The organism is Microbacterium sp. P2_F9, from assembly GCF_056403635.1.
On sequence record NZ_JBFUFC010000295.1, the window covers coordinates 1 to 3,242 of the forward strand.

At 65.6% G+C, this 3,242-nt stretch carries 3 protein-coding genes and 1 pseudogene; all 4 read left to right on the forward strand.

Going from position 1 to position 3,242, the window contains the following annotated elements:
• Positions 1–1,037, forward strand: a 1,037-nt coding sequence (locus AC1DVT_RS18980) for an alpha-galactosidase (protein ID WP_477390815.1), incomplete at its 5' end; no start/stop codon positions are given.
• Positions 1,038–1,113: 76 nt separating this feature from the next.
• Entirely contained in the window at positions 1,114–1,992 is an 879-nt protein-coding gene (locus AC1DVT_RS18985) for a carbohydrate ABC transporter permease (protein ID WP_457099414.1), read from the forward strand.
• A 6-nt stretch (positions 1,993–1,998) separates the two neighbouring features.
• Positions 1,999–2,967, forward strand: a complete 969-nt coding sequence (locus tag AC1DVT_RS18990) for a carbohydrate ABC transporter permease (protein WP_457098909.1) — start codon at positions 1,999–2,001, stop codon at positions 2,965–2,967.
• Positions 2,968–2,999: 32 nt separating this feature from the next.
• Positions 3,000–3,242 (forward strand): annotated as a pseudogene (locus AC1DVT_RS18995) (sugar ABC transporter substrate-binding protein); the annotation flags it as partial.

The window sequence follows — 3,242 nt, forward strand, 5'->3', positions numbered from 1 at the left end:
CCCTGGGGATGCAGTTCGGCCTCTGGTTCGAGCCCGAGATGATCAACCCCGACTCGGACGCCGCCCGCGAGAACCCCGACTGGATCATGGGCCCGGGCCATCGCCAGCCGCCCACCGCCCGGTACCAGCAGGTGCTCGACCTGTCCAACCCTGCTGCGTTCGCGCACGTGCTCGAGAGCATGAGCGGCCTCGTCGCACGCTACGACATCGACTTCATCAAGTGGGACCATAACCGCGATCTCGTCGACGCGGGGCACCCGGCCTCCGGGGTCGCCGGTGTCCACAACCAGACCCTCGCGTTCTACCGCCTCGTCGACGAGCTCCGTGCGCGTTTCCCCCGCCTGGAGATCGAGGCATGTTCGTCAGGTGGCGCCCGCGCCGACCTGGAAGTGCTCGAACGCAGCGAACGCATCTGGGCGAGTGACTGCATCGACGCGCTCGAACGCCAGCGCATCGAGCGGTGGACGGGCATCACGGTTCCTCCCGAGCTCATCGGCTCGCACGTCGGCTCCGCGAGGGCGCACTCCACGCGGCGCACCCACGACATGTCGTTCCGCGCCGGAACCGCCCTCTTCGGCAGTTTCGGGATCGAGCAGGACCTCACTGCCGCGCCCGCCGAGGACCYCGAGGAGCTCGCCCAGTGGATCACGCTCTACAAGGGTGCACGGGGCTGGATGCACCGGGGAACCGTCGTCCGAGGCGACCACCCCGACCCCGCCTATTGGATCCGCGGCATCGTCTCGCGTGATCGCGACGAGGCGCTCTACTCGCTCGTGGCGATGGCGACGGGAGTGCAGAATCCGCCCGGCGTCGTTCGCCTGCCGGGCCTCGACCCCGATCGCCACTACCGCGTCGAACCGATCGCTCCGGGCGACGCCATCCTGACCTTCAACCACCACGCAGGTCCTGCGTGGTGGACGACGGGCATCGAACTGACCGGCCAGGTGCTCGCGACCGCCGGCATCCAGGCCCCTGCGCTCGCCCCCGAGCACCTCGCTGTGATCCACGTCACGGCCATTCCCACGGAAGGACGGTGACAGCATGGCCACCCAGACCCTGGAACGGCCCGTGTCGACCCGGCAGCGCTCGGTCGAGAAGCCTCGCACGAGGTTCATGCTCGGAATGAAGCGCCGCGAGGCGATCGCCGCATGGATCTTCGTCGCGCCCGCACTGATCGGCTTCCTGGCATTTTTCGTCTGGCCCGCGATCAGGGGCTTCTTCTACAGCTTCACGGACTTCGACCTGCTGACGGCGCCCGAGTTCATCGGATTCGACAACTACATCCGCCTCGCGCAGGACCCGCTGTTCTGGAACGCACTCGGAACCACGGTCTATTACGTCGCCATCAACATCGGTCTGCAGACCGTCGTGGCGCTGGGAATCGCGGTGCTCATGCACCGGCTCACCCAGTCGCTGGTCATCCGAGGAATCATCATCTTCCCGTACCTGATCGCCAACGTCATCGCGGCGCTCGTGTGGTTCTACATGTTCGACTTCCAGTTCGGCATCGTCAACGAGGTCATCGACGCCATCGGGCTCGACAAGATCGCCTTCTTCGGTCAGAGCGAATGGGCCATCCCGACCGTTGCGCTGATCAACGTGTGGCGTCACATGGGCTACACCGCGCTGCTGATCTTCGCGGGACTGCAGACGATCCCGAAAGAGGTCTACGAGGCCGGCGCCATCGATGGCGGCTCGGAATGGCGGATGTTCCGCAGCATCACGCTTCCCCTGCTGCGCCCGGTGCTCGCAATGGTCCTCGTCATCACCGTGACCGGCTCCTTCCAGCTCTTCGACACGATCGCCGTGACGACGCAGGGCGGCCCCGTGAACTCCACGCGAGTCATCAACTACTACATCTACGACGTGGCGTTCAACCGATTCGACTTCGGCTACGGCTCGGCGATGGCGCTGGCGCTGTTCGTCCTGCTCGCCGTCTTCACCTTCATTCAGCTGCGCCTGACGCGCGCCAACCAATCCGACCTGGGATGACCCGAAATGACGATCACAGCGACTTCCCCCGCGCCCGCCGTCGAGCAGACCCCGGCTGCTCCCATCACTCCACCGCAGCAGGCCGCGAAGCGTCCCGTCCGTCGTATCCACTGGGGCCGCTTCTTCGGCTGGATCGCCCTGGGCGCCGTGATGCTCATCACCCTTTTCCCCTTCTACTGGATGCTGCGCACCGCGCTGTCGACGAACACCTCCCTCGGCAGCGACCCTGGATCGCTGCTGCCGGTCGACTTCACGCTCGGCGCCTTCGAGCGAGTCCTGGGGCTCGCGACGCCGGCTGAGGCGATGGCCGAGGGCGGTGCCGCTGCATCGATCGACTTCTGGGCGTACCTGCGCAATTCGCTCATCGTCGCCACGGTCACGACTGTCGGTCAGCTGCTGTTCTGCTCGATGGCCGCGTACGCCTTCGCCCGACTGACGTGGCGCGGACGCGACTTCGTCTTCGCGATGTTCCTCACCGCGCTGATGGTGCCGCCGATCTTCACGACGATTCCCAACTTCGTCACCATCCGCGAGCTCGGACTGCTGAACACCTATGCAGGCATCGTGCTGCCCTCGCTCCTCATGACGCCGTTCGCCGTGTTCTTCCTCCGGCAGTTCTTCCTCGGCATCCCGCGCGAGATCGAGGAAGCGGCGATCATCGACGGCGCGGGTCCGGTGCGACGGTTCTTCGGAGTCATCCTCCCGCTCAGCGGGTCGCCGATCGCCACGCTGGCGATCCTGACCTACATCTCCTCGTGGAACGAGTACTTCTGGCCGCAGCTGGTTGGCCGCGCCGAAGAAGTCCGCGTTCTCACGGTGGCGCTCGGCATCTTCCGTTCCCAGACTCCGCAGGGCGGTCCCGACTGGGCCGGTCTGATGGCGGCGACGCTCATCGCAGCACTTCCGATCCTCATCCTGTTCCTCTTCCTGGGGAAACGGGTCATCAACTCGATCGGTTACTCGGGCGTCAAGTGACGTCCRTTCAGAAGCACAACGAAAGGAAAGCAATGAAAAAGCTGTCCCCCCTGGTGGCTCTTGCAGCACTGCCGCTGGTATTGCTCACAGGGTGCGCCACCGGCGCATCTGCCGGAAGCGAAGCTGCTCCCGCCGAGATCACCTACTGGCTCTGGGACTCCAACCAGCAGCCGGCCTACGAGCAGTGCGCCGCGGACTTCGCCGACGCCAACCCCGGCGCATCGGTGAAGATCGAGGCCTACGGCTGGGATGACTACTTCCAGACGCTGACGACC

Excerpts from the sequence above, each read along its gene's own strand:
- AC1DVT_RS18985 (WP_457099414.1), top strand. The coding sequence starts at position 1,114 with ATGCTCGGAATGAAGCGCCGCGAGGCGATCGCCGCATGGATCTTCGTC.
- AC1DVT_RS18990 (WP_457098909.1), top strand. The coding sequence starts at position 1,999 with ATGACGATCACAGCGACTTCCCCCGCGCCCGCCGTCGAGCAGACCCCG.